The 23,993-nt window shown below is 58.8% G+C and carries 23 protein-coding genes and 2 pseudogenes; 19 read left to right on the plus strand and 6 right to left on the minus strand.

Going from position 1 to position 23,993, the window contains the following annotated elements; genetic code table 11:
- Positions 1-215: 215 nt before the first annotated feature.
- Positions 216-515: an IS3 family transposase gene (locus GSQ83_RS31395; protein ID WP_158804341.1), complete on the minus strand. Its 300-nt coding sequence runs from the start codon at positions 513-515 to the stop codon at positions 216-218.
- Positions 516-1,540: 1,025 nt separating this feature from the next.
- Between GSQ83_RS31395 and GSQ83_RS31400 the strand changes: the two genes are divergently transcribed.
- From GSQ83_RS31400 to GSQ83_RS18345, 3 genes are all read left to right on the plus strand, one after another.
- Positions 1,541-1,708, plus strand: a complete 168-nt coding sequence (locus tag GSQ83_RS31400) for a response regulator (protein WP_371418039.1) — start codon at positions 1,541-1,543, stop codon at positions 1,706-1,708.
- A 201-nt stretch (positions 1,709-1,909) separates the two neighbouring features.
- Positions 1,910-3,097: a GAF domain-containing sensor histidine kinase gene (locus tag GSQ83_RS18340; RefSeq protein WP_158804342.1), complete on the plus strand. Its 1,188-nt coding sequence runs from the start codon at positions 1,910-1,912 to the stop codon at positions 3,095-3,097.
- Positions 3,098-4,982: 1,885 nt separating this feature from the next.
- Positions 4,983-5,925 (plus strand): IS630 family transposase gene (locus tag GSQ83_RS18345; protein ID WP_158804343.1). Its coding sequence is split into 2 segments (ribosomal slippage): positions 4,983-5,318 and positions 5,320-5,925, totalling 942 coding nucleotides; the frame shifts between segments, so codons are not numbered across the junction.
- A 35-nt stretch (positions 5,926-5,960) separates the two neighbouring features.
- Here the strand turns inward: GSQ83_RS18345 and GSQ83_RS31405 are convergent.
- Complete coding sequence (locus GSQ83_RS31405) at positions 5,961-6,161, minus strand: metal-sensing transcriptional repressor (RefSeq protein WP_254065775.1); 201 nt, start codon at positions 6,159-6,161, stop codon at positions 5,961-5,963.
- Positions 6,162-6,443: 282 nt separating this feature from the next.
- On the opposite strand from GSQ83_RS31405, the gene GSQ83_RS18355 reads away from it, so the two are divergent.
- The 13 genes and pseudogenes from GSQ83_RS18355 to GSQ83_RS18410 all read left to right on the plus strand — a co-directional run bounded on the left by GSQ83_RS18355 (position 6,444) and on the right by GSQ83_RS18410 (position 16,163).
- Positions 6,444-7,211, plus strand: coding sequence for a manganese catalase family protein (locus GSQ83_RS18355; RefSeq protein WP_158804345.1), 768 nt, complete (start codon positions 6,444-6,446; stop codon positions 7,209-7,211).
- A gap of 1,503 nt (positions 7,212-8,714) precedes the next feature.
- Positions 8,715-9,293, plus strand: a complete 579-nt coding sequence (locus tag GSQ83_RS18360) for a hypothetical protein (RefSeq protein WP_158804346.1) — start codon at positions 8,715-8,717, stop codon at positions 9,291-9,293.
- Complete coding sequence (locus GSQ83_RS18365) at positions 9,290-9,685, plus strand: phage holin family protein (RefSeq protein ID WP_158804347.1); 396 nt, start codon at positions 9,290-9,292, stop codon at positions 9,683-9,685. Before GSQ83_RS18360 ends, GSQ83_RS18365 begins: the two co-directional genes overlap by 4 nt.
- Positions 9,685-9,822: pseudogene (locus GSQ83_RS31410) on the plus strand (DUF3618 domain-containing protein); the annotation flags it as partial. The gene GSQ83_RS18365 and the pseudogene GSQ83_RS31410, both read left to right, overlap by 1 nt.
- 537 nt (positions 9,823-10,359) lie before the next feature.
- A complete protein-coding gene (locus tag GSQ83_RS30630) occupies positions 10,360-10,800 on the plus strand; it encodes a hypothetical protein (protein WP_254065776.1) in 441 nt (146 codons plus the stop codon).
- 146 nt (positions 10,801-10,946) lie between these two features.
- Entirely contained in the window at positions 10,947-11,324 is a 378-nt protein-coding gene (locus tag GSQ83_RS18375; RefSeq protein WP_158804349.1) for an OsmC family protein, read from the plus strand.
- On the plus strand, positions 11,321-11,806 hold the full coding sequence (locus tag GSQ83_RS18380) for a DUF2382 domain-containing protein (protein ID WP_158804350.1): 486 nt from the start codon (positions 11,321-11,323) through the stop codon (positions 11,804-11,806). The genes GSQ83_RS18375 and GSQ83_RS18380 overlap by 4 nt, the downstream gene beginning before the upstream one ends.
- 2 nt (positions 11,807-11,808) lie before the next feature.
- Positions 11,809-12,645 carry a YsnF/AvaK domain-containing protein gene (locus tag GSQ83_RS18385; protein WP_158804351.1) on the plus strand — a complete coding sequence of 279 codons (837 nt, stop codon included), beginning with the start codon at positions 11,809-11,811 and terminating at the stop codon, positions 12,643-12,645.
- Between the two features lie 57 nt (positions 12,646-12,702).
- Positions 12,703-13,626: a hypothetical protein gene (locus GSQ83_RS18390; protein WP_158804352.1), complete on the plus strand. Its 924-nt coding sequence runs from the start codon at positions 12,703-12,705 to the stop codon at positions 13,624-13,626.
- 70 nt (positions 13,627-13,696) lie between these two features.
- Complete coding sequence (locus GSQ83_RS18395; RefSeq protein WP_158804353.1) at positions 13,697-14,089, plus strand: YidB family protein; 393 nt, start codon at positions 13,697-13,699, stop codon at positions 14,087-14,089.
- A 106-nt stretch (positions 14,090-14,195) separates the two neighbouring features.
- A complete protein-coding gene (locus GSQ83_RS18400) occupies positions 14,196-14,699 on the plus strand; it encodes an LEA type 2 family protein (RefSeq protein ID WP_158804354.1) in 504 nt (167 codons plus the stop codon).
- Positions 14,696-15,493: an MIP/aquaporin family protein gene (locus tag GSQ83_RS18405; protein ID WP_158804355.1), complete on the plus strand. Its 798-nt coding sequence runs from the start codon at positions 14,696-14,698 to the stop codon at positions 15,491-15,493. Before GSQ83_RS18400 ends, GSQ83_RS18405 begins: the two co-directional genes overlap by 4 nt.
- A gap of 22 nt (positions 15,494-15,515) precedes the next feature.
- A complete protein-coding gene (locus tag GSQ83_RS18410; RefSeq protein ID WP_158804356.1) occupies positions 15,516-16,163 on the plus strand; it encodes a PDZ domain-containing protein in 648 nt (215 codons plus the stop codon).
- A 131-nt stretch (positions 16,164-16,294) separates the two neighbouring features.
- Here the strand turns inward: GSQ83_RS18410 and GSQ83_RS30635 are convergent, their stop codons facing one another.
- The 4 genes and pseudogenes from GSQ83_RS30635 to GSQ83_RS18430 all read right to left on the minus strand — a co-directional run bounded on the left by GSQ83_RS30635 (position 16,295) and on the right by GSQ83_RS18430 (position 18,382).
- Positions 16,295-16,510, minus strand: a complete 216-nt coding sequence (locus tag GSQ83_RS30635; protein WP_158804357.1) for a DUF1345 domain-containing protein — start codon at positions 16,508-16,510, stop codon at positions 16,295-16,297.
- Positions 16,511-16,655: 145 nt separating this feature from the next.
- Positions 16,656-16,973 (minus strand): annotated as a pseudogene (locus GSQ83_RS31415) (hypothetical protein); the annotation flags it as partial.
- 147 nt (positions 16,974-17,120) lie between these two features.
- Complete coding sequence (locus GSQ83_RS18425; RefSeq protein ID WP_158804359.1) at positions 17,121-18,011, minus strand: LysR family transcriptional regulator; 891 nt, start codon at positions 18,009-18,011, stop codon at positions 17,121-17,123.
- A gap of 107 nt (positions 18,012-18,118) precedes the next feature.
- Positions 18,119-18,382 (minus strand): GlsB/YeaQ/YmgE family stress response membrane protein, encoded by a 264-nt coding sequence (locus GSQ83_RS18430; RefSeq protein WP_158804360.1) that lies wholly within the window; start codon positions 18,380-18,382, stop codon positions 18,119-18,121.
- A gap of 220 nt (positions 18,383-18,602) precedes the next feature.
- Here GSQ83_RS18430 and GSQ83_RS18435 point away from each other — a divergent pair, with 220 nt between their 5' ends.
- The 3 genes from GSQ83_RS18435 (at position 18,603) to GSQ83_RS18445 (ending at position 23,468) form a co-directional block, all read left to right on the plus strand.
- Positions 18,603-20,480 carry a PAS domain S-box protein gene (locus tag GSQ83_RS18435; protein WP_158804361.1) on the plus strand — a complete coding sequence of 626 codons (1,878 nt, stop codon included), beginning with the start codon at positions 18,603-18,605 and terminating at the stop codon, positions 20,478-20,480.
- 166 nt (positions 20,481-20,646) lie between these two features.
- Positions 20,647-20,823: a CsbD family protein gene (locus tag GSQ83_RS18440; protein ID WP_158804362.1), complete on the plus strand. Its 177-nt coding sequence runs from the start codon at positions 20,647-20,649 to the stop codon at positions 20,821-20,823.
- 2,408 nt (positions 20,824-23,231) lie between these two features.
- A complete protein-coding gene (locus GSQ83_RS18445) occupies positions 23,232-23,468 on the plus strand; it encodes a DUF2934 domain-containing protein (RefSeq protein WP_158804363.1) in 237 nt (78 codons plus the stop codon).
- Positions 23,469-23,993 lie beyond the last annotated feature (525 nt).

Below are 23,993 nucleotides of genomic sequence, written 5' to 3' on the forward strand. Positions count from 1 at the left end.
GTCGTGGTGGCGCTCCCGTGGAGAACCTGGCCCATAGCGCTTCCTTCCACTCACGGGTAAAGAATGCACCATCAAAACGCGGGACGATACACCTAGATCGTCACAATCACCGAAAGCATAGCAACCTGGTGAGAGGGCATTAAGCGCTTAACCCACGCTCGACTGCACGCAGATGGCTCACTACTTCGCAGCGCCCTCCTTCTGCGGCCCATAGATCACCCCGCGATGCGATTGCAGTATAAGTTCGGGTAGATCGGCGAATCATGGTTGCTATTTGTCGTTCGAACGTAGCATCTGCGTGGCTTGATACTCAAGCTATTGGTCTTCATGATTCGGGCTACTCGCTTATGATCCAAGCGATGGCCCCGTCGATGAAGTTCATAGGTGACCCTCCGATAGCCATAACATTCAAATTCAGCTTGGATCTCTTGGATCAGCTCCACGAGTTCGGCGTCAGAGATTGTCGTGCTTTTCGAAGAGCGGCGATAATAGAAAGTGCTTCGAGGCAGAGTCATTGCTTTGCATCCTCGTCTGATGGAGCAAGCCTCGGGCCGGTGATGATGGAGGACGTCTCGTTGCCGTTCGCGGTCAACGGCCGCGGTGTTTTTTGACCAGGTCCAGCTCCATCGTGAGCTGGCCGACAGCCGACGTCCTCGGCAATCACTGCCAGCAATGTCCGGCTTGCCCTGATGCGGCCGCGTCCGAGGGTAAGGCGGAGCTCTGTTAAACTATTCCTGCCTGGAGCGATCACCTCCGATATACCGCTCACCTCGAAGGCGATGCGGCAATCCTCTATGCCGAGCGCAGCGCTTGAAAATCGAGGGCATTGTCGTCAAAGGCGCTGACTTACCTATCGCGGGACGACCCAAGCTGGCTGAAGGTGAAGTGTGAGGCCAGGAAGGAGTTCATTGTTCTCGGATGGAAGCCGCCGGGCGGGGCGCGTCAGGGCATCGGCGGGCTGCGCTCGGATATTACGATGCGGCGCGACGGCTCAGTTATGCCGGATCGGTCGGCGCCGGATTTACCGATCAGGAGTTGAAAGGCTGGCGCGCGCCGTTAGAAGCACTCGCCTGACCGCCGCCGGCAACTACCCTGATTGCTGGTGCGAAGCTAGATCGTTCCATCCGCTGGGTCCGGCCCGAGCTGGTGGTCGAAGTCAGCTTCACCGCATGGTCGGGGAGGGCAGGATGCGCCATCCCGTTTATTACGGGTTCGCGCCAGGACAAGGCGCCGGCTGAGGTTGTACTCGACCAACCGGATTCTGCTGCCTTACGCGTTGGCGGTAAAGCCAAGGAAGCCTCTTGCATCCGACGCGCCTGTTGCGCCGGCCGTCGCGGTGGAAAGGCGCCGTGCCTCCACGGGCTAGGGTGACGACATAGCCTTTTCGACCCTATCCGGCGTTTCAAGGGCGTGCCCCTGCCGCCGTTGACACATCTTCGTTCATCGGATAGCGCTTGGCCACCACGGCACCCAACTGCTGGGCATGAAGATTGAACCCAAAGTCGTTATTGTCGCCGAAGACGAAGAATTGATTCGGATGATGGCGGCCGAGGCGCTGACCGACGCCGGGTTTGTCGTCCTGGAGGCCGAGCATGCCGCGGACGCCATCTCGATACTGGAGGCGCAAGCCAGAGGCGTCCATATCCTGTTCACGGATGTGCATATGCCTGGCGACATGAACGGACTTCAGCTCGCGCACCACACCTAAGCCAACTGGCCGTGGGTCGGTTTGCTCGTCACCTCCGGACAGGCTGTCATCAGCATATTGGACCTGCCGCATGGCGGTCGGTTTCTCTCGAAATCTTACAAGCTTAACCACCTGTTAGATCACGTGCAGGACATGACTGGCCTCCTTTAGGGCTACCCGCGGCAACGTGACGGGTCTCCGCTTTTCAGCTAAAGCTGGAGAATGACGCCGGGCGAGCCAGCCTCCGACCTTCAGGCAGACGTTGAGGCTGTTCGACGGCTATCGGTCGTGCCGACCATCCTCGATGTTGTATGCCAGATGACCGGCATGGGGTTTGCGGCCGTTGCCCGTGTCACCGATGAGCGCTGGATCGCGTGCAGCGTTCGCGACGATATTAGTTTCGGGCTCGAGCCGGGGATGGAGCTGGCGATCGAGACGACCATCTGCAACGAGATGCGGGAACATCGCGGGCCAGTTGTCATCGATAGCGTGGCCGACGACGAAGTGTACGCCAATCATCCGACGCCCGCGAGATACGGCTTTCAAAGCTATATTTCGATGCCGATCAGCATGCCCGACGGGTCCTTCTTTGGAACCCTGTGCGCGATCGATCCAAAGCCCAAGAACGTCAAGACGCCCGAGGTGATGGGATCAATCAAGCTGTTCGCGGAGCTGATCGCCTTTCACCTTCATGCTGATCAGCGATTGAGCGCCGTCGAAGCGGAGCTGACGGACGAGAGAGCGGTTGCTCATTTGCGGGAGCAGTTTATTGCCGTTCTGGGCCACGATCTCCGAAACCCCCTTGCCTCGGTGAGGGCTGGGGTAGATTTGATTCGCCGCCGCCCTGAACGCGCACTTGAACTGGTGGAACAGATCGATCAGAGCGCGTCCCGTATGACCGGCTTGATCGACAACATCCTAGACTTCGCCCGCGGCAGGCTTGGAGGCGGGCTGATGTTGACGATCAACCGCGCTGATCCTGTCGAACCGATGCTGTCGCAGGTTATCCAGGAATTACAGGTGGGTCACCCTGAGCGTGAAGTCAGCGTCGAGCTGAGCCTGAGTCAACCGGTCGAATGCGACCATGTACGCATTTCTCAGCTTTTATCGAACCTGCTTGCAAACGCCCTCACCCACGGCGCCGCCGATAAGCCGATCCGCGTACAGGCGGTAGCGGGAGGCAGAGTTTTCGAATTGTCTGTAGCGAACTCTGGCCGGCCAATTCCACCAGAAGCTCTGGGCAGTCTGTTTCAGCCATTCTTCAGGGCCTCAGTAACACCGAGCAAAGAAGGGCTGGGTCTCGGTCTCTATATTGCCTCAGAGATTGCGCGCGCGCACGGCGGGACGCTCACGGTCAGCTCGACCCCCGCTGAGACCCGCTTCACCTTCCGGATGCCGCTGAGCATTTGAAGCGTCTTGGCATCGTTGTTTTCGCTTTGTTTGCGACCGATTGATTGAAGCGCCTCCTGGGCAAGCACAGGGTGTTGCCCGGCGCGGAACCTATCGATTAACCTGCGCCAATGCCGATCCGCCATGACCTTCGCGATCTCTACCCAGCCAATTGGGCCGAGGTGAGCCGTGTCGTTCGTTTTGAGCGGGCAGAGGGTCGCTGCCAGGTTTGTCGCCGCCCTCACGGCCTCGTCGTGCGATGCCTTCCCGACGGGCGCTGGTATGATCCGCAAATGCAGACCTGGCGGACGGGGCAGGGGCGACCGTGCCGATGGCCGGACCTGATCGAAGCCGTCGGCTTCCGAACCACCAGAGTCATCCTGGCGGCGGCACATCTGAACCATGATCCGGCTCGAAATGGGTGGCGGAATCTAAAGAGCATGTGCCAGCGTTGCCACATGATCCACGATCGGCCCTACCACCTTGCGCAGCGACGGCTTAACTATTTGCGGCGCCATGCGTTCGGTGATCTTTTTCTTGGTGGTTATCCGGCGCGGGCCGCGGCGGCTGGGGTGCCCGTCGTTCCGCAATTGGGGAGGCGGCTGTGACTGGTCGCTCACCCGGCCTACAGGCCTTCGGCGCCCGGAACAGCCGCGGTTCCTCCTTGCGCTTGTGAACCCGGGCGCCGAACCTCGATCATGATTAGCGTACCTACAACACTCGGCAATTATTGCAATCGAGTGATCCTAAGCGATTGGAGCGATGCCCAATGGGAACCGCAATCGCCTCAGCGAAGCGATCACTGGCGATCGCTTAATTACGAAAACGGATGGCAGGATAGGCATTGGAGCCACAAATGCGGGTTCTTTACTCGCCGGGTCTCGAACGGTCGCCGTTACCGTCTAGTAGGAGTTGGTCAGCGACAGCGCCGACCATGAGCAGAAGTGCCGCAGATTCTCCAGGTGATCCTTGACGGCGGCGACGCGGGTCTGCGGGTCCTACGGCAGGTGTTGCAGCGCGTATGCCGCGTAGGTCACTACCCGCTGGAGCCCGTCGATGCCGGCCTGACAATCACCTCGCGTAGCAGCAGAAGCTCGAGGGCTGAGGCGTCGAAGATGCCTTGCCCTCGATCACGCCTTGCTCGGCGTCCTTCAGGACCTCCAGGATTCGACGTTCCCCCGCGGTCATTGCGATAGCTCCGTTTGTGGCGTCGGCCGGTTTTCACGGCTTGGGCACGGTAATCGTGCCGCTATAGGCTTCCCGTTCTCTCTGTCAGCGCTGTCGACCAATGCCCGTTGCATCGAGACCTTGGCTGCGACGAATCCGTGTAGCCGGCGTTGCGTGGCGGCATACTCGTGAGCGACCTCGTCCCGATTGGCGACGACGTAGTCTTCTCTGAGGTCTCCCTCTTCAATCAGCATTCCCCACGGGAGGACGAAAGGTCTCCGGTAGCGTTGAGTTAGGACCAGCCGCATTTAACGATACAAGAAAGGGCTAACAAGTCGTATATTGCCGGCCGCGCTCGACGAACTACGTGCTTCCGAGGAAACATCGGTCGCGCGTTGGCCAAGTCTCCTGAGGTCTCAGATGCAAGTCAGTAGTTTGCAGTCGCAGTTGCTTCGTCTTAAGCAGGACATCGCCGAACAAAAGAGATTTATTCAAGAGCTTGGTCGCACCAAGCGCTATCACGGAATACCCAAGGCGCAGCAAAGATTGATGGAACTGCAACGCAAGTTGAAGGACATACGAAGCAGAACATTATCACCCAGATGGACCTGTTAGATCATCGCAACCGGCACACGACCGGAGCATGCTAGAGCAGGATGGTTTTGGCTTGAATCAAGGAAGGATTCCCACGGCGGGGGAAATCTGGTTCAAACGACCGGCCGGATGGAGGTCGGCAGTGATGCCTACACCCTACTCTATGGATTTGAGGGATCGCGCGGTGGCTCGCGTCATGGCTGGTGAAACGACACGCTCGGTTGCGGCGGTTCTGAAGGTCAGCGTGGCGAGCGTTGTGAAATGGTCACAACGTTTTCGTCGAACCGGCAGCGTTGCGCCTGGTCCGATGCACGGCCATCGGCCGCGTGTTTTGTTGTCTAATCGGGATTGGTTGATCGCGCGCACGGCCGGCGATCAGCCGTTCACCCTGCGCGGCCTGCAAGCCGAGCTGGCCGAGCGTGGCGTGAGGGTCGATTGCCGGACCGTGTGGGCCTTCGTGCATGCCGAGGGCCTCAGCTTCAAAAAAAAGCGTGCTGCCAAGCGAGCAAGACAGGCCTGATATCGCCCGCAAACGCGCCTTCTGGAAGAAGCATCAAGCCAGCATCGACCCGCGACGGCTCATGTTCATCGACGAGACCTGGACCAAGACCAACATGGCACCGCTACGAGGCTGGGGGCCGCGGGGTCAGAGGCTCGATGCGAAGGTGCCTTACGGGCATTGGAAAACAATGACCTTCGTGGCGGCACTCCGCTGCGACCCGACCCGCGCCCCCTGCGTGTTCGACGGCCCGATCGACGCGCATAGCTTCCTAGCTTATGTGAACCACCAACTCGTGCCGGTCTTGAAGCCCCGCGACATCGTCGTTCTCGACAACCTCGGCAGCCATAAAGGACCGGCAGTGCGAGCCGCGATCCGCGCCGCGGGGGCCAGGCTCGTGTTTCTGCCACCTTACAGCCCAGACTTGAACCCTATCGAACAGGTATTCGCCAAGCTCAAGCATCTGATGCGAAAAGCCGCTGAACGAACCGTTGACGCCACGTGGAAGCGTTCCGGCAAACTCCTCGATAACTTCACACCAGAGGAATGCGGCCGATACCTTCAAAACTCTGGATATGCTTCAAGCTAAATGCATCACGCTCTAATGGTTGTCTGGAGATGAATCTAATTGCCGCGAAGAAGTGGGAGCAAAACTTTCTCAATATCGCGCAACGCCTCGGCTTTTTTAAGAGTTCCGTCCGTCGCACGGTCAAGGCCTTCACCGACATGCTGTGTAATCAGCAGACGCATCAGACCACGCATTGCAGCCAAGATAGCGCGCGCCTGCTGCAGCTCGTCCCCACAATAGCGTTCCTGTAGGATCATCTGCTGTAGGCCTCGGACCTGCCCCTCAATTCGTCCCAGACGCTGGAGTAGGGGTGCTCGCTCTTCGCTGGTACGATGCAGATATAGCCGACCGTCTTTAAAACTCGACCTCATGATCTCGTGATACCCCTACCGAGTATATGTACTAGCCTTGGGAGTATGGTCGAGGCAAGTTCCTTCTGCAGTCCTGACCGGGGAGATCGAGCGCTTCGCTTCAACAAGTTCTGAGGCATCGGGACGAAAGGCGGCCCTTCAGGCTGCACAACCCTAAAAGGAGACGTCATGTTCCTTCATCGCAAAGAACTCATTCACGCCGTAGACGTGGGTACGCCCGATGCCAAATTCGGCACATACCTGCTCGAGCAATTCGGAGGCGCAACTGGAGAGCTGACGGCCGCTCTCCAGTATTGGGTACAATCGTTCCACGTGGAAAACGCGGCAATCCGCGACATGCTCCAAGATATCGCCATCGAAGAGTTTAGCCACCTCGAGATGGTCGGAAAGCTGATCGCTCAGCATACGAGCAAAATCGACCAGACACCTGTTCAAGATGCACCTCTGTTTAAGCTAAAAGGTGGCGGACCGCACTTTCTCGATAGCCAAGGCAGTTGCTGGACCGCCGCCTATATTCAAGAAGGTGGCAATGTGGTTCGTGACCTGCGCGCAAATATCTCAGCCGAAGCAGGTGCGCGCCAGACGTACGAAGCTCTCATCAAGGCATGCGACGATGAGGGTACTAAAAAAACGCTAGTGCATCTGCTGACTCGTGAGATTACCCACGCCAAGATGTTCATGAAGGCACTCGACCAAATGGGTAAGTTGGACGATCCATTCTTCGGCAACGTCCCGCCAGACGATACGGTCAAGCTGGTCTTTAACTTGTCGCAGGGCGATGATGCCCGCGGTCCTTGGAATGAGGAACCCGATTTCAAATACATTGAGAACCCAGAGCCAATGGGCGGAATGCCTCCGGCACCGGTTAATCCTGACGATGAGAAGGCCGCTTCTGCGATGCAAATGAAAGGGAAGAGGCCCCGCGGGAGCACATGATCTAAGCATCACTTGGGGCGGGCGAGGAGTCTGCGGTTGCCTGTTTCGGGCTGTGCGATCTCCTTGCGAGCTATGTGAAGTTGCTCGGGCGTCATCTTGGGCCGGTCGCTCATAGCATGGGCCGCCGCTTACTACCTAATCCGGCCGCCGTCAGCCCCGTAGGGCCGCGGCCGGAAACGGACATCAGCCAAGACACGGTCCGGTAGCTTCGTGCCCAATGTCGCCATGGCGCACTTGCCTGGTGCTTCCGGAAAGCAGTCGTTAGGCAATTTCGACTGCGAAGCTTCTTCGCGACCCCACCTAAAAGCGCAGCGTCGTACCAACTACTTTTTGGTGGCGTGGTTGTGGAGGACGTTAATGGGCGGTCATGGCTATTTGACTTCTCGGTTCGGCAAAACCACACCACTCCAGGTTTTCAATACAGTGCAGCCGCCCGTTTGACCAATGGCCGTCTGGCATGGGGGACCGCCGGGGCTTCGGCCTCAGTCATCATCCTCCAGGATGCTCATCGTGACCGAAGCTGATGCCGTTGCGATCTGCCGGATTCGCGCTGGGGATGAGGACCATGGCGACCTCAGGTATCTGACGCACCTAATCCTTCACCTCAAGCGCATCGAGCTGAACATGGCGGTGTTTGACAATCGCCTAGCCCAAGCTTTTGTCGCTTCGTCTAGGTACGGACTGCAATCGTCGTAGAGCCGCAACATCTCCTTGAGCTTAGCCCTCTTCAACGCGCACCGGAAGCATTTCGTCTTCGACGATCAGGATGCCACTCATAATTGCCTCTAAACTGGCCCAATGAACGGACGTCGTCCATCAGTGCTCGCGCTTGCGTGAAGATGTCACTGGGTCAACTCGTGACCTTCGTCCCTTAGAGCGCCTAAAGGATCAACCCGCGGCTTGATCTGTTAGGGACAATTGAATCGATCCTCTTGTAAGGTCGACGGAACTGCGCCGCGCAGGCACGCAGAACAGTCTAATGAGATCAGCCTACTCACGCTGGCTTGGCCCCTGGCATGGAGCACTTCGCGGCATCGCGGCAGTGAACGACCTTACTCATGCCCGGAGGGCACTTCAGGAACTTTCCGAGCTGTCGCGGCACCGGGCGCCTGCGAAGGCACCGGTTGAGGCGACAACCATGATTAGAGTTGCTATGAGAAATCGACGCATATGGCTTTCCTCTTGCGGTCGTCCATATAATGTGGATCGACATGAACCGGTGGTCGCGCAGCCAGGGCCCTGGCGGGCGCGCTCCTAAATAGTTGCGTCAAACTCAGCCGTTGCTAGCCGCCGTTTACGTTCTCGATCGGTTTCACGCGGTCACACCGGTAGGTGCCGAGCAGCACTAGCTGGGTCCCCAAGAAAGAACCCGTCCATTGCGCGGTGACCCTATAGCTCATCTGATTGAGCGTGCGACAACCATTTTTGCACAGGGCTGTGCAAAAATGGTTGTCGCACTTTCTGTCTCCCGGACCACCTGTAGCAGCAATGCCGGAACGAGCCGTGGGCTGGGCTGAAAACATCTTCATCATCTTGAGAGACGGAGAAAGCATGTCTGAATCCGAAAGGACTGGTTACGTCAGCGATAGCCTGACGAGCCTGAAGTCCGTTGGAGACGCGGCTTATATGGCGGGAGATGCTCTTCAGGGCGTCGGCGCTGATGCTCTGTCTCAGGCGACAGAGACAATTCATGACGCGCAGGGGCGCGCCAACGACCTCGGTTCTGACATCGCGAAACAAGCGGTGTCGATCGCCGAGACCCAAAAGGACGGAATCGCGGACCGGCTCGAGGGCGTGGCTGGCATATTCCATCGCTCGGGAGATGAACTGCGAGAAAAAGAAGAATGGCTCGCCCTGGTGATCGATAGGGGTGCTGAGGAAATGACGAAGCTCGCAAAATCGCTCCGTTCTAATGACTTCAAAAGCCTCTTCGAGAATCTGCAGAGTTTCGCCCGTCGACAGCCGGCGTTGTTCATGGGGACGTCGGTCGCTGCAGGGTTTGCTCTTGCTCGTGTCGGAAGGACTGTGGTGGTGGGAGCGTCCACGGAGCCAAGTTCGGGGCCGCCCGAGGCGCCGAAGTGAGCGCCGAACAGTTCGAGGCAGGACCAAGTCTCGGCACCCTCATCGGCGGTATTCTTCATGATTTGAAGGACTTGTTCCAGGGCGAGATGAAGCTTGCCCGGATCGAGTTCGATCAGAAGATCCGCAAGGTCATCCTCGGCGTTGTTTTTATCGTCGGGAGCGCGCTCGTCGCCTTCGCTGGTCTCATCGTGTTTTTTCTGGGCATCGCGGCGGCTTTGGCGGTCGTCCTTCCGGTCTGGGCAGCTTTACTGATCGTCGGCGCTGCGAGTTTGATGGGTGCTGCCGTGCTCGCGCGTGTCGGCGTTGCCGTCCTGTCTCTTAAGGCACTGGCTCCAAGTCGCACATGGTCCAGCCTTCAGAGAGATGCGCATTTCATCAGGGAGCATGTTTAATGGCCGATGTTGTTGTTGCCAGAGGCAACGCCGTTGAGCACGATCTAGACGCGACGCGCGCGCGCTTGGGCGGACATTTAGATCAGCTTCGGGAGCGGATGACGCCGGGCCAAGTGCTCGATGATGTGGTGCACTACTTCCGCGGAAGGGAAGGGGCGGGCTTTGGTCGTAATTTGTTAGACAGCGTCAAAGAAAACCCTCTGCCGGCGGCGCTCACTGGCGTCGGCCTCGTGTGGCTGATGGCGACAAACGGTCGAACCGCAGTCACAAAGTCAAACTCAGTCATCACATCGGACCCAGTTAGCCGGGACCGGGCCCATGAGGCCTTTGTATCGCGAAGGGACGAGATCAACAACGCGAGGGCGCGAGTTCGGATGGCAGAACAAAGCGTCTCCCGCGGTAACGAAGAGTCAGAGGACGCCTATCTGATGAGGCGCGAAGACGCCCGCGGCTACGCGATCGGTATCGCCCGGCAACCTCAAGATACCCATGGGTCCTTCGGAGGGCGCATTCAGAGCTTTTTAAATGACAGCAAAGATAGTCTTGTCGACGGTCTTCAGGATGCGAGAGATCGACTTGGCGACGCGGCCTCGTCTTCTGCTGGCGCCTTGAGCGGTTACCGGTCAACGGCTCAAGAGGCTGTCTCCGATGCTGCTAGCGGCGTAGGAGGCGCCATGTCGGCAGGCGGTCAGGCAGTGACGCGGGCTGGCAGCCGCTGGGCAGCGGCCGTCATAGACAATCCATCCCTCATGGGCACGCTCAGCTTGGCCGCAGGTGCTCTTCTGGGAGTGCTGCTGCCGCAGTCGGAAGCTGAGGAGGCAGCCCTTGCGGGTGTCGCGGGGCAGGTGCGGGAGACTGCGGCTGGTCTGGCTCATGATGCCAGAGACAAAGGGAGTGAGGTGGCCAAGTCGGTAATCGACGCTGGCACCACAAGTGTTCACGGGCATGGCCTCGCAGGGGAGAAGTCGGTTGGCGCGCTTGTCGATGCCGCCATTAGCGGCGACCTGGCGTCCGATGCGAAGCAGGTGGTGGGAGATCTCCTTCAGGCGGGTGATGACGCTATCCGCAAAAACCTGCCGGATGCCCACGACCACTCAACCTCGAAACCCGCGTGATGCCGGCCTCGATGACTGAAGGTGGTCCCCTCGATGGCCTCCCGAGTGAGGTGAAGGCCCATATGGCGATTGACCGGACCCTTCGGTGCCGGACGGTCGCGTCCCACGCCACTCGCGTTTCGGCCAGAATTCGGTCGCTTCCAGATATGCAGATCGAACAGGAGCTGGGACTTGATGGGTTGGAGCCTGACGCAACGCCATCGGAGCTGCTGCTGGCGACGTTGAGCGCGTGCCTCGCTAAGCGCATCCACGCCAATGCGACGATCGGCAATATCGCCATCGCAACGCTGGTGTTGGACGTGGAAGCAGATCTTGCGGTCAGTCCAATTTGGACTGGCCCAGGCCGCGAACCCGCGCCAGTGGGCTTTGAGGTTGTGCGCGTCAAAGTACATCTCAATGCGTCGGCACCACCCGAGGCGCTACGCGCCTTACTGTCCCACGCCGTGCTGTGGTCGCCGGTCGCGAATTCGATGCACAGCCCGGTTCATCTGGACGTCACATTAGTGCCTCAGGTGCATCCGTGACTGACTTTGTTCCAACTGCTCCACTCAACGTCTTAGGGGCCACGCGAGAAGCCGTGCTTCAGCTTCACGCGGAGGAGGCGGTCATCGGCACGCGGCGGCTGCAAGGACATACCGTTCGGGTTGCGACCGTGACGCATGCCCGTGAGCGTGTCGTTGAAGTGCCACTGACGCGCGAGGTCATCGAAGTCGAGCGGGTGGCGGTTGGCCAGGTGGTCGAACTTGCACCACCCATTCGCTACGAGGGTGACGTCACGATCCTGCCTGTGCTGGAGGAAGTGGAGGTCGTCGTGATCGAGCGGCGCCTTGTCCTCAAAGAAGAAATTCATGTTCGACGCCGGCGCGTCACGGAAACGCATCGAGAAACGATCTCGCTCCGTGACCAAACCGCTGTCGTGACGCGGTTCTTCGCGGGCGAGGCCGATCCTGCGCCGTCCGTGAACGCCATCCCAAGTGACACTGAACTATCAACAAAAGAGAGCTGATCATGTCAGAAACAATCGCTGCCATCTACAAGACGCAGGCACAGGCTGAGAGCGCGGTGCAGGAACTCCTGAGCGCCGGCGTATCTGCGTCCTCCATCGATCGTCATATGCAAGGCGGAAGCTACCTCGGGGAATCTTCATCCCTCGAAACCCGTCCCGTCGAGAGCAAGGGTTTCTGGGCGAGCCTGTTCGGTGGCGAGACGTATGATGACACACGCGTTTACGACGAGAACCTGACGTCCGGCGGGTCTGTGGTGACTGTTCGCGCGGTGTCAGATGCGGATTACGATCGGGTCGCGGCGATACTCGACCGCCACGATCCCGTCGATGTCGATGATCATATGGGTCGCAGTAGCGTCACCGAGACCACGACGGCCGATACCTATGGGACAGCACCGGCTGCCACCAAGCCGATGGTGGCTGGGTTAGCGTCTGATGACGCCACGCTCTCCTTGTCCGAGGAAAGCCTGACGGTCGGTAAGCGGATGGTTAACCGGGGAAACACTCGCATTCGCCGTTACGTCGTCGAGAAGGCCGTTGAAGAGAACGTCACACTGCGTGATGAGAAGGTCACGATCGAGCGGCGGCCGGTGACGGCGGGTAGCGTCGTTTCTGACGCCGCCTTTACCGACAAGGTCATCGAGATGACCGAGACCGGTGAAGAAGCGGTCGTCGGCAAGACGGCACGGGTCGTCGAGGAGGTCGCGCTTCGCAAAGAAGCGGTCGACCACGTCGAGACGGTTCGGGACACTGTTCGTAAGGAAGAAGTCGAAATCGAAAGCGTTCCAGGCGATGGGCTCTCGACTGACCGGCTGAACAAGCCGATTGCGAGAAGCTGATCATCATCCAAATCAATGTTGGGGCGCTCAAGGGCGCCTCAACATCTGGAGGACGCCATGTCTGCTAGTAGCTATACGCCGCCCGGGGCGCATCTCCTCGGCGAGACGACGACTGTGGTGGGCAGTGGGTCCCACACTCACCGCCGAATCTCTTGGGCAGCAATATTCGGCGGCGTCATCTTGACGGTTACGGTTCAGCTCCTTTTGAGCTTCCTAGGCAGTGGCATTGGTCTGAGCCAGGTTGACGTGAACGGCGGCACGACGCCGTCGGCTGGCAGCCTTGGTATGGGCGCCGGAATCTGGTGGATCGTCAGCAGCTGTATCGCCCTTGCATTCGGAGGTTACGTCGCCGCCTGGCTGGCGGGAATAGAGCACCGCTTCGACGGCGTGCTCCACGGCCTCATCGCTTGGGGTATCTCGATGTTGTTGGTTCTTTATTTTTTAAGTTCGGCGATCGGGGGCATCGTTGGCGGCGGCTTCTCAGCGCTCGGCAGCCTGACGAAGGCCGCAGGCTCTGGAATTAGCGACGCCGCAAAACCGATGGCTCAGGCCGCCGGCATCTCGCCTGAGATGCTTCAGCAGCAGGCACAGGGATTTCTGCAGCCGGCCAATCCTGATCTTACGACGATGAGTGCGCAGGATGCTCAGAAAGACGTGGCCGCCAACCTGGTAACCTTTACCAAGGGCGGGAGCGACGCCTCGGCGGCGAAGGAGCGGATCATCACTGTAATGGCCGCGCAGATGCACGTCAGCCACGACCAAGCCGCTAAGAAGTTCGATGACGCTCAGGCCAAGTCGCAAAAGGCGCGCGATCAGGCCGTTCAAGACGCCAAAAACGCAGCGGATGCTAGCGCCGCAGCGGCTTCCAAGGGGGCCTTCGCTGCCTTCGGCATGCTGCTCCTCGGCGCAATCTGCGCTGCGATCGGAGGTGCGATTGCCGTCCAGCGCCGCGTACATGTGACGACCCGTAGCCTTCGATAGCCGTGACGACCTCATGCCCGCCATCAATGGCGGCATGTAGTGAAATCGATAATCAGAAAGAATCATCGTCATGGGACTTCTCGATTCAGTCATCGGCAATCTGATGGGCGGCGCCGGTGGCGGCGCATCGCCCATGGCAGGTGTGCTGACCAGCCTGTTGGGCGGCGGTATGGGCCAAAATCAAGGCCAGGGCATGAGTGGTGGCCTCAGCGGCATCGTATCGAGCTTTGAGCAGGCCGGCCTTGGGCATATTGCCCAGTCCTGGGTCGCCAATGGCCCCAACCAGCCGGTCTCGCCACAGCAGCTTCAAAACGTCATGGGTGATGATCAGGTGCACAGCATGGCAAGCCAAGCCGGCATGCAACCGAATGACTTTCTGTCGCAGCTCAGCGAGCACTTGCCCAACGCGGTGCATGCCATGACGCCCGACGGTCGACTGCCAGAGGGCACGATCTCGGTCTGATGTGGGTCGAACGCAGAAAAGTGACCATGGCAGAAGCCATGCCGGCGGCCAGCGCGCGCGGAGCTCGGGGGTGAGGCGTCGCTTACGGCTGGGATCTAGCCTTGGCATGGGTTTAACGACCGCACTTGCTGGCTGCGCCGTCTTGACGCAGAGCCCGCCGCAAGTGGACGTGGCAAACGTGGCGCTTACAGGTATTGGGCTCTTCAACCAAAGCCTCTCAGTCACCCTCTGCGTTACGAATCCGAACCGGGCCCCGATTGCTTTCGACCGAGTTACGTTCAGGATCGCCGTCGCCAATGCCCCCGTGGCTGAAGGTGCCACAGTGTCCGCCGTCGCCATCCCGGCCTTAACGTCGGTCCCCGTGCCCATCGCTATAGAAACAACCATCCGCAACTTGGCGGCCCAGCTCGGGTCGACCTTGGAGACCGGCTCCATTGCTTATCGCTTGAGCGGCGTTGTGCAGTTAACGAACCTGCCCTTTGGGGTGCCGTTCAGCCGCGAGGGCCGTCTCACCTTGCTTCAGGCCGGAGAACAATATGCGGACATGACTGCTGTATCGGGCGAGACGCGCTGCCAACTCTCTCCGCCCACCATGGAACCTGTCCAATGACGAATGTAAGGCGGTCGACAGTTTCTCCTGCCGCATCTCAACGGGCGACGGTGGCTGAGAGCGCACCCGGGTCGGCCGAAACGGCATCCGAAAACCTTCTGCTCGCCTGCGCTGCCGAGTGCGTAGGAACCCTCCTCCTGGTGCTCGTTGGAACCGCCGTCGCGACGGCCGCAATCTTATCGAAGGCGACCGCGGGACCCGCCTATGATTCCTTGGCGGTCGCGCTCTCATTCGGTCTGATCCTGATCCCGATAGCAGGATCACTTGGTCAAATTAGTGGGGCCCATGTGAATCCTGCCGTGACCTTAGGGCTTGCTGTGGCCGGCAAGTTTTCCTGGAAGAATGTCATTCCTTATTGGGGGGCCCAGATGGTCGGTGCCGTTGGGGCTTCCCTGCTCGTCTGGGCCGCCTATGGCCATGGCGCCTATGCCCATGCCCATCTTGGACTTCCCTCTCCAGCCAATGGTGCGAGCCGGCTGCAGGTGCTCCTGGTTGAGGCCTTGATCGCCTTCATCCTGGTCTTCACCGTCATCTCGACGACAACGGACAAGCGCGTTCCGCCCGGCATCGCCGCCATCTGCATTGGCTTCGCGCTATCGGCTGGCGTGCTGCTCGGGGGCCCAGTGAGCGGTGGCGCAGGCAATCCAGCGCGCGCCTTGGGCCCAATGTTGGTCACTGGAATTTTCCCCGTCTGGCTTTTCTATACCGTTGGGCCACTTCTCGGAGGCGTCGTCGCGGCGCTCGTCTTTCGGCTGATCAGCCGCGCAAGCGCGAAGAAAGCTGCAGCAGAATGAGCCAGCACAAGAAGGTATCCTCATGAGAAAAGCTATTGCGCGCGGCCTTCGCTGCGTATCAGCCTCTCTTGTTGCCGGAAGCCTGTGTCTTCCAGCCCTTGCCGACAATCAAATGGGCTATCGTCTTCTGTCGCAGCAAGACGCGCAAGACCTGCCTCGCAATCATGGTGGCCTCGGAATGGATATTGAAGCTGCCCAGCGAATCACCGACGGTGGCATGACCTTCGATCTCATTCGAGTAAAGCAGGTTCGTTCAGGCTCTCCTGGGGAACAGGCAGGTTTTCATGCGGGCGACGAGATCATCGCGGTCAACGGCGACGTCTTCTCAAGTCTCGCGACCTTCGCGGCGTATATCGGTTCAGTCCAGCCGGGAAACCAGATCAATGTAGACTACATCCCAGCGGGCGGTGGCCCGCAGCAGGCGCAGCGAATTGCAGTCACCGTTGGAACGGCGGGGCAAGTGGCTCAACCAACGCCGCAGGCAGAGCTTTCTGGCCAGCCGCACACCGGCCTGTCGACCGGGTCGAAGGTCGCAATCGGCGTTGGGGCCGTGGCTCTTTTTGGATGTTACGAGCTTGGTTGTTTCTCCCGACACCATCGCGCCGCCACAACACCACCTGGGCAGCCACAAGTTCAGTCGCCTCCACGAACCGCCACGCCGCAAAATTGACTACTATGCGTTCGCCGAGTGATCGCAAAAGACGGAGGGCTACTTTTAGCTTCCACCGGACGTAACCAACAATCATTCCGCGTCAAAACCAGAGACAATGTTCCTCAAGCCTTTGTAGCCCGTCAAAGGCCTTAAGCCGCTAGGGAGGCGGCAATGTTCACCCCAAGCGCCATCACGGCGGTATTGAACAGATAGGTGACCATCGAGTGAGCAAAGACGAGCTTGCGCATACCTTCAGATTGCGTCGACACATCGCTCACCTGGCTCGCTACAGCTACACAAAAGGAGAAATGGAAAAACTCGGAGTAATTCGGTTCGTCGTTCCCGGGGAACGTGAGCCCACTCATTGCCCGCCAAATCCATGCGCGTAATGCGTTGCGAGAATCGTGTGGATGAAGAGCCAAGACAGCAGGACGGAGCCACCGCGAGCGCCTCGATCCATCCGCTATGGGCGCGACCATGCGCCTGGGCGAGCTCGGCGACGATAGCGCCGAGGGAAGCAAGTGACGCAACGATCGTGATTACTAAAACACCCCACCGCCCCTCGTCGGTGAGCGCAGCGACACGCGGGAGCTTGTCAATCGTGGTGACCGTCATTATGGATAAGAAGGCTAAGCCGTAGGCGACAACACCAAGAACCCAACTGACAAGTATGTCGGTCCTGGTGCGGATGAACCCGCCTGCTACGAGCGCGACAGCCAGTCCGACGAGCAGAGACGGACGATGGCGGAGATGGTGAAAGATGGCGCTCAGATGATTATTGAACCGACTTGCGGAAGATTTAGCTTCTATCCCAACATGGCTCTGCATGAGGTTCGGCCAACGATGGCCGTATTTGGGAACGCGAACCGACGGTGCGCACCGTCTCCTAAATAAGGGTCAGGGTTGAGGCGGAACATCAATGCTGCCAAACCTCAAGATTGGTTACTGGCGGCCAAGGAGCCGACTTTTATGATATCAGCCCGGATTCAGTATCGAAGATTTTGTTCGGATAGCATTCGCAATGCCGTCTAGAACCACGCGCAGACGAGGAACGTCTCGAGTTTTCTGGTGGACCGCGAGAAATATCTCAGCATCCGGAATAGGGACTGTCGTAGTCAGGCGGCGGAGCAAGGGCTCCGCATCCGCTCGAAAGCGCGGTAGGACTGCGAGTCCTGCCCCACAGACTGTCATTGCATGCTGTGTTTCGTGGCTATCAGCGCGAGCGACCACAGTCCCGCGCTCACCGAATTGCGATAGCCAGACCGCCTGTTGTGACAGCTCCCGATCGTCAAGCAGTGTGATCAGCTGGTGCCCCGCGCAATCTTCTGCGGCATCCAGGCCGCACCTCTTGAAGTAGGCGAGGCTTCCGAACAAGCCGAAGGCGACCGTCCCTAAGCTTCTCACAACAAGGTCATGATGCTCAAAGCGGCGAAGCTGAACGGCGATATCGGCGTCTTGCGATGCGAGCGGCTCTCCCAATGCCAGCGGGAGTGTTTCGATCGTGATGGCATTGCCACGGCTATGCAGGTCCGCAAAACAGGGGGCGAGGAGATGGCTGGTTACGAGTTGAGAACTGGCGACACGTACCAGACCGGCGGGCCGGACGTCCAGACCGCCAACCGCGTGCTCGATAGAAACCAGATCCGCTTCAACTCTACTCAGACGTTCCAGGACAACCTCACCCGCCATCGTCATCACGTAGCGGTCATCTCTACGTTGGAGCAGCCGCACGCCCAGGCTTGCCTGCAACGAGGCCAGGCGCCGGCCGACAGTCGACTGCGTGACGCCTAGTTCCTTGGCAGCAGCAGAGTGGGTGCGGTGACGTGCGATGGCCAAAAAGAAGCGGAAATCATCCCAGTCGAGCATGAGACCCATCCTCAGCATGGAGATGTAAAGCTTGGGTGTGGCGTCCCGCTCCCATGCGGAGCGCCTGTGATAGCTACCCAGCGCAATTCGAAGTCGTGGCGTAGGCCCTAACGTGGGAGCCGACGTCTGCCTAAGGTCGCGTGGTAAATGACCAGCACGATGATGGCGCCGATGACGGCAACTACCATACTGTAGATGTTAAGGCCCGTGACGGGTGCCGCGCCGAGGAGCGAGAACAAGAAGCCGCCGACAACCGCTCCGATGATGCCGAGGACTATATCCAGCAGCAGCCCTTCGCCTGTCTTATTAACGATCTTGCTTGCAATGAAGCCAGCGATGAGGCCCAAAACTAGCCAGCCTATAACAGACATTCCGATGGTCCTTATGAGCAGCGCGGTTTTATTCTGCGATATCGCAGGCAAAAGTCGGTGAGTGGCACTCCTAACGATGGCACGTGCCTGTGAACAGAGCTTCCTGCATCAGATGCTCTAGGTCATTTGACCCGTGCGGAGCTCCAGGCAATAGTATATAAACGGTACTCGGCTCGCCCCGGCGCGATGAGACCGCCCAACTTTTTCGTCGGAATAACCAATGGTGTCAGCACTTCCCGCCGCCAACGATCGTCGTCAGCTGCAGCAAATCGTCGCGGGCTTGACGGAGGGCGTTATCCTGATTGAGCCGGATCAGTCCATCGCCTGGGCTAACGACGCCGCCCTTTCTATGCATGGGGTCAATACCCTCGCGGAACTCGGAATGACCGTCGATGACTATCGCGCGCGCTTCAAACTTCGTTATAGGAATAACCGCAAGCTCAAGAAGGGCCACACGCCGATCGAGCGGGTGGTCGCGGGGGAGACCTTCCGTGATGTCACCGTCGAAGTGACGCCCCTTGGTAAGGATGATCCCGAATGGACGCACCAAGTGCGCAGCCTTGTGCTGACAAACGAGGCAGGCGACCCAGAATGCCTTGTCCTCATTATGCATGATGTAACAGAGCGCTTTGAGGCAGAAGAGCGATTCGAGACGTCCTTCAATGTCAACCCGGCACCGGCTCTGATTTGTCGCCTCGAGGATCAATTATATGTAAAGGTCAATCAAGGCTTCCTCCAGCTTACGGGTTACGAGCGCGCCGACGTGATTGGCAGTCGCTTAAGCGACATCGACGTTCTGGCCGACTGTGCGCAGGCGGACGAGTATCGGCCTCGTCTGGGAAGAGGGGAATCCGTCCCCCAAACGGAAGCCTGCCTTCACCTTCCCGACGGCAGAAAGAAGGCCGTCATCGTGGCCGGGCAACCCATCGAAATCGCGGGCGCCCCCTGCATGATGTTCACCTTCATGGATCTTGATCCCCGAAAGGGCGTTGAGGAAGAGCTCAGGCTCACCCGCGCAAAGTCCCAAGCGGATTTCGAATCTCTCTACAATGAAGCGCCTGTGCCTCTTCACTCATTGGACAGCAATCAAAAGCTTGTCAGCGTCAGCGATCGGTGGCTGGCTCTTTTGGGGTATGCGCGAAACGAGGTATTGGGGCGGTCCATCACTGAATTCCTATCTCCGCGAACGACACGGGTTCTGAGCGACAGGCACGGGAATGAACCAGTAGAAACAGGGTCTTTTGACGACTGCGATTACGAGTTCGTGAAGAAGACAGGCGAACTTGTCGACGTGTCAGTGTCAGCGCGGGTTGTTCTAAATGAACAGGGCCGGGTTCAGCGCACCATGGTCGCTGTCATCGATGTGACGGAGCGCAAGCAGACGGAGCAGCGATTTCAGAAGACCTTCGACCTGGCGCCGATCCCTATGATTGTGGCCGACCTCGGAGAACACCGTGTCATCAATGCGAACAGGGCGTTCCTTGAGGTCGTTGGGCGCCCTCTGAACGCTGTAGCCTATAGACCGCTTGCAGAGATTGGGCTCAATGATACTTCAAACGGACGGCCCGATTTGGAAAGGCTATTGAACGGGACGAACGGTCTGAGAGAACGTGCCATGACGGTCGAAACGGCCGCGGCTGATGTGCTTGATTGTCTTGTTTCGGCAGAAAAGGTCGTCATTCAAGGCAAGGACTGTGCCCTTCTCGTGATTCAAGACGTTACCGAGCGTCGACAGTCGGAAGCGCAACTCTTTGAAGCAATCGAAGCTGTGATGAATGATACGACATGGTTCAGCCGCACCGTTATCGAGAAGCTCTTGCGGGCGAAACGGCCCGCTTCCGCCCGCTCACAAGAAGATAAGACTCTCGGTGCGCTGACGAAGCGAGAGCAAGAGATTGTCGGCCTCATTAGCCAAGGCAGATCAAACGCCGAGATCAGCAAGGAGCTGACATTGTCGCTTAGCACAATTCGCAATCACGTTGGGACCATCTATGGCAAGCTCGGAGTTCACAATCGAAGCGGTGCCGTCGTTTGGGCGCGAGAAAGGGGCATACTGGGCTCGACGGGCGGAAAGAGCCCAAAGACAAAAAAGAGCTGAGCATCTAACACCGGGCTCATCGATAGAGCAGTCTTTCGATCTGGGTTGTTCACCCTTAGTGCTTGGTTGGCTGTAGTATACTCTGGATTTGATTATGGCCTGGCGTTGAATCGTAGTTCCGTGTGGTGGCGCCAGCTCGGAACCAGCTCGCGGGATTGGAGTTAGAATGAACGATAAGAGGTCACCAAATGCAGCAGCGCGAGCTAAAGCGTCAGTTACGGAAGCTATCGGCAAGTTAACCGGAGACAAGGCAGTCGAAGAGGAAGGCGCTGCTCAAAAACGCGTCGCGGATAGCGAGGCGGCCAGGTTGGCGCTCAAGGGCAAACCCCAAAAACCAACCTGAAACGCCGCACGTGGCATCCGCGTGATGCATCATTCGGCGGGAATTCTTCGAGCGGAAAGGCCCATGATCCGCGCCGAATGTTTCAAATACACTCGGGTCTGAAAGAACGGAGCCGGCAATAGCCGCCACGCGTGGGGTCCGCGGGATAGCCGAGAGACCCGATCCTGTGCATCTCGTGAAGTTGCGACAAAACTGGCCTCGTCTTCGGCGACAGAGGCTGCGCCTAAGGGCTAGTTTGGAAGCTGTAGAGACTGCGCCAGTGGAGAGCCTCTTGGCCGCTGAGGAGATAGACAGCCTCTTTGTCCTACCACTCAGTGGGCAACCCGGACCGCGAACGTCAATCATTCAATTTTGATCTGCATACGCAGCAGTGACGTCAGGACGCGGAGGGCGGGCCGGCGGGAGGGGCAAAAATTACTGCGAGAAAGAGGGTCCCTTCGAAGGCCGTTTCGACCGGCAGCTGGAAAGCGGCCGGGTCCGGGGCATCACCAAGGCGGCGCGCTGACACCGCGAGTCTCCATACGATGGCCAGGCAGTTGTGGGGAGGGCGCCTTTTGAGCTCAAGCGACCTGAACTCGCAACAGCCTCCCCCACGGAGGCCATGACGGTTGCCGCGATGGCACCGCTGGTCGCAACCGCCGGTGCGATGAGGACAGCGACGATGGCCGCCACGACCGCGGCTACCGCCGTGATGACCTCCGTGACCATAGGAGCTAATTTATTTAGCGCCGGGCAGAGATCTGTTCTGGAACCTGATGCCCCATCGGTCCCTGCGGCCTTGGCCAAGGCTGAAGACAAAGAAAAATGTCCGATGCTTGGGGGCGTTGTGCGTCCCAAAAATAGGCAACTGGTTCCGACCACAACTTGCAAACCGACCCCAACTTCGATCGAAGCTTTGACGCAGCTATGGCATAAGGCTGCTTCCCGTGCGGCGTCGGCATCATTTTGTAGAGCAGAGCCGTGGCCAGATGCAACGGCGTGGCATGAAGGCCCGTTTCAAACATTCCGGACCGGGCGACAGTCTCGCCCGGCGAAAGCGTGTGTCGGAAATTGCGGTCTTTGGCCACTCGCAGAGGGGTATTACACCCGGTAACTAGAGGGTGATCTTCTTCGTGCAACCCGCGCGTTGTAGGAACCTGAAAGACTGTTACTTGTCACGTAGATAGAATCTTCAGGAATCGGTCAATGAAATCCACTGCAGTCATTAAGACTCTCGCATCCGCTGCCATCCTCCTCGGTCTTGCGGCATGCGACATGGGAACAAACGCCAGAGAGCCCAATGTCACGACGCCGACGCCAGGCATCTCTCCAGCGTCATCTACGGCGGTGAACCCCGTAACCGGCACGCTGCCTAGCACCAACTCAAGCGGAGCGTCCCCGGTTGCGCCTGGCGGCGGTAATGGCGCAGGGGGCTCAGGTGCTGGCGGTTCCGGTGCGGGTGGCGCAGGCTCAGGCGCCGGTGGCGGCGCGTAGTGGAGACACGTTCCCGCTAGGCGTGCCATTTCATGCCCGTGTGCCACCGTTATCCACCGCACGATGTTAGACGTCATCAGCCTTGGACGAGTTGATCCCTCCCCAAGGTTAGGCCGGACGTGGTCGCCCACGACCGGGCGCTGTCGGTGCCGCCGAAGGCTAATCATGTCACCGCAGTTGCCGGGCGTGGTGACTCGGCGCGAGTGCACTATCATTTCAAATCGACGATGCAATGAGTAGCGGAAAAAGGTGCAAAATGTCGAACCTCAGAAAACACCTCAAACCCCTCGCGGCAGTTCTAGTTCTCGTGGGCTTGGGCGCGTCGCTCTCGGGATGCATTGTCGTTATGCCGGAACATCCCGGCTACTGCTACTACCATCCATACAATTTCGGATGTTAGTGGACGAGGAGGCGGGCTTCCTGTATCGTTGAGCGCAAGCGTAGCAGAGACAGCCCTTCCGCGCTTGAACCAGTACGATTTCCGGTGGAAACGTACATTTGCAAAGCGGATAGCCCAGCTTCTGCGGCCGTCCTTTACCGGCCGAGTGGCGTATTTCAGTGTTTTTGTTTTCACTCTGCGCTCTATTCGCCCGCCTGAAACCTCCCTTCCACACCACCTCTCAGATTGGCCCTAGTGCTTCATCCAGCTTCGTTGCCCGACCTCCGGGCAAAATTCGGTAGCGCCAACAAGCTCCCCATGCGCCGCCATGGCAGCCAGAAGGCTGCTGCGCCGCGATCACATCCAGTAGCGTGTCCAACATAACGCCCGGCAATGTGCTCGCCGCCGCAGTGCGCCGATGCGCCGCGGGTTTCCTGTTGCATTCCCTAGTGACCGCCCGATAGGCTCCTGCGATCGATCTCCCGGCCGTCGCGTATAGCGTCCCACCCCGATCGGAGCGGCCGGAGCTGAACCGGTCCTTGCTGGAGCCCCAAAAATGGCCGATCCAGATCACACCGCTGAACAGGCCATCCGCGAGACCGCCTATTTCATGTGGGAGCGCGAGGGGCGGCCGGACGGCCGAGCTGAGAGCCATTGGCAACGCGCCGCGGCCCACTTTGCCAGTCTGCTCGCGCGGAATGGTGAGCCCCTTGATGACGAAGAGAAAATCCTCGCCGGCCAGGCTGACGTGAACATGACGGCGCTCCTGACCAAGGATGTGTTTGGTGGATGATGCCAGAAAACTCGGTCGCAAATGGAAGTTCCTGATCCGACCGATCAACGGCGAGTATTGACGCTTGTTCAAGCGTTTAGGGAACGGCCTGCGGCTGCATCCCGTGGGATATGTGCAGTTCCTCCACAATGCAAAAGAGCAAGCCTGAGATAAGCAACATGGTCGGACCTCGGTCTGGAGACATGGATGACGCAACTTGAGCAACGAATTTCATCTGGACGACCTATGCCTATCTATTCCACATCTACGACGGTGAAGTGGTTCGGATCGCGTTCAACGTCGCGCCTGTCTGCGGTCTTGACTTGTGGGCTTCTGGCGACCGGGATCTCATCGCTGCATTCATAACTTGCCTCACAAGGGCTGAATCGCAACGAAAGATGAGGCATCTTTGGGCGTATCAGGAGCCGTTCCTTCGAACTGGAAAAGTATCCTAGTGTCCTGATTCCGAAGTTTCTATCCACATCTCTGCTGGACGTCGACGGTTCTTTGGCAGAAGCGCTGGATTGACGCCAAGATGTCGTCTGC

It is taken from the genome of Acidisoma sp. L85 (assembly GCF_009765865.1).
Classification (GTDB): Bacteria; Pseudomonadota; Alphaproteobacteria; order Acetobacterales; family Acetobacteraceae; genus Acidisoma.

Coding starts and splice junctions, on each gene's coding strand:
- GSQ83_RS18340 (WP_158804342.1), top strand. CDS start 1,910: ATGACGCCGGGCGAGCCAGCCTCCGACCTTCAGGCAGACGTTGAGGCT.
- GSQ83_RS31405 (WP_254065775.1), bottom strand. CDS start 6,161: ATGATCCTACAGGAACGCTATTGTGGGGACGAGCTGCAGCAGGCGCGC.
- GSQ83_RS18445 (WP_158804363.1), top strand. CDS start 23,232: ATGGCCGATCCAGATCACACCGCTGAACAGGCCATCCGCGAGACCGCC.
- GSQ83_RS18425 (WP_158804359.1), bottom strand. CDS start 18,011: ATGCTCGACTGGGATGATTTCCGCTTCTTTTTGGCCATCGCACGTCAC.
- GSQ83_RS18375 (WP_158804349.1), top strand. CDS start 10,947: ATGCAGATCGAACAGGAGCTGGGACTTGATGGGTTGGAGCCTGACGCA.
- GSQ83_RS18400 (WP_158804354.1), top strand. CDS start 14,196: ATGGGTTTAACGACCGCACTTGCTGGCTGCGCCGTCTTGACGCAGAGC.
- GSQ83_RS31400 (WP_371418039.1), top strand. CDS start 1,541: ATGGCGGCCGAGGCGCTGACCGACGCCGGGTTTGTCGTCCTGGAGGCC.
- GSQ83_RS18390 (WP_158804352.1), top strand. CDS start 12,703: ATGTCTGCTAGTAGCTATACGCCGCCCGGGGCGCATCTCCTCGGCGAG.
- GSQ83_RS30630 (WP_254065776.1), top strand. CDS start 10,360: ATGTCGGCAGGCGGTCAGGCAGTGACGCGGGCTGGCAGCCGCTGGGCA.
- GSQ83_RS18410 (WP_158804356.1), top strand. CDS start 15,516: ATGAGAAAAGCTATTGCGCGCGGCCTTCGCTGCGTATCAGCCTCTCTT.
- GSQ83_RS18355 (WP_158804345.1), top strand. CDS start 6,444: ATGTTCCTTCATCGCAAAGAACTCATTCACGCCGTAGACGTGGGTACG.
- GSQ83_RS18385 (WP_158804351.1), top strand. CDS start 11,809: ATGTCAGAAACAATCGCTGCCATCTACAAGACGCAGGCACAGGCTGAG.
- GSQ83_RS18405 (WP_158804355.1), top strand. CDS start 14,696: ATGACGAATGTAAGGCGGTCGACAGTTTCTCCTGCCGCATCTCAACGG.
- GSQ83_RS18395 (WP_158804353.1), top strand. CDS start 13,697: ATGGGACTTCTCGATTCAGTCATCGGCAATCTGATGGGCGGCGCCGGT.
- GSQ83_RS18430 (WP_158804360.1), bottom strand. CDS start 18,382: ATGTCTGTTATAGGCTGGCTAGTTTTGGGCCTCATCGCTGGCTTCATT.
- GSQ83_RS31395 (WP_158804341.1), bottom strand. CDS start 515: ATGACTCTGCCTCGAAGCACTTTCTATTATCGCCGCTCTTCGAAAAGC.
- GSQ83_RS18435 (WP_158804361.1), top strand. CDS start 18,603: ATGGTGTCAGCACTTCCCGCCGCCAACGATCGTCGTCAGCTGCAGCAA.
- GSQ83_RS30635 (WP_158804357.1), bottom strand. CDS start 16,510: ATGAGTGGGCTCACGTTCCCCGGGAACGACGAACCGAATTACTCCGAG.
- GSQ83_RS18440 (WP_158804362.1), top strand. CDS start 20,647: ATGAACGATAAGAGGTCACCAAATGCAGCAGCGCGAGCTAAAGCGTCA.